At 55.8% G+C, this 826-nt stretch carries 1 protein-coding gene; it reads right to left on the bottom strand.

Features of this window, described 5'->3' with window-relative positions; all coding sequences use genetic code 11:
- Positions 1 to 140: 140 nt before the first annotated feature.
- A complete protein-coding gene (locus PQR67_RS38195; protein ID WP_408467954.1) occupies positions 141 to 569 on the bottom strand; it encodes an Xre family toxin-antitoxin system antitoxin in 429 nt (142 codons plus the stop codon).
- Positions 570 to 826: the final 257 nt, after the last annotated feature.

Genomic DNA, 826 nt, shown 5'->3' with positions numbered 1-826 from the left:
ATTATGTAAAATTTTAGATGCCGGATTATTTGATGCCTCTTTCGCGCTCGTTGGTTTGCACAATATTGTTCCCACTTTTTGCAGAATTTTGTTCCTAGTAGCTGGGCGACTCAAGCAAGACAGCCCGGCGGAAGGGATAGTCACGATGGAATGCCGAAAAACAGTTTCCCGAGCAGTTCCTCTACGCGTCGAGCACCCAGTTCGGTCATCGACACGGCCAATGGTGTGCGGCCGTCTAGCAGTGCGTGCGGAGTAGCAAGAAATTCGCGCGCATCCGTCTCAGAATCCCACACGTACTCGCACATCGCGAAAATACTCGCCAGACGCCCGGCCTTCTCCGATTCATTCGGACTCAACCATTCTCGCCAGCCTTTGAAGTTGGCCTCCGGAGCAATGCAAACCAAGAGGTTGCGGTGCTCTCCCGGAGTTCGCGCGATACGCTCAACAACGGCCAGAAGGGCTGACATGGGGAGCCCGCCACGCACCCGGTCGTCCAGTTCGCCTAACGACCGCGGAAGTGGTGTTAACGCCATGACGGAGGCGATTTTTACCGGCGAGACCAAGGTCATGAGGATCTCCGTAAACTATTAAGTGAGCACCGCACGCTGCAAAATGTCGGCGCCGCCATAAACAGTCTGCCCGATTTTCGTCGATTCGACGACGTGCTCGGACGACTGCCCTTCCCCGTCATCTGCCGGGTGACAAATGAGAGGCGACGAGCTACGTCAACAGCTCGGCGCGAGCACGCACGTCAAGGTTAGGCGGATTGGTCAAGTAACGCCAGCCTCGCATGAACGCCCACAAAAGTTTAACGCGGAGGCAACAG

It is taken from the genome of Paraburkholderia fungorum (assembly GCF_046026025.1).
GTDB classification, from domain to species: domain Bacteria; phylum Pseudomonadota; class Gammaproteobacteria; order Burkholderiales; family Burkholderiaceae; genus Paraburkholderia; species Paraburkholderia fungorum_E.
Note: the sequence above shows the minus strand (reverse complement) of the source record. Positions and strands in the feature narration are given on the sequence as shown.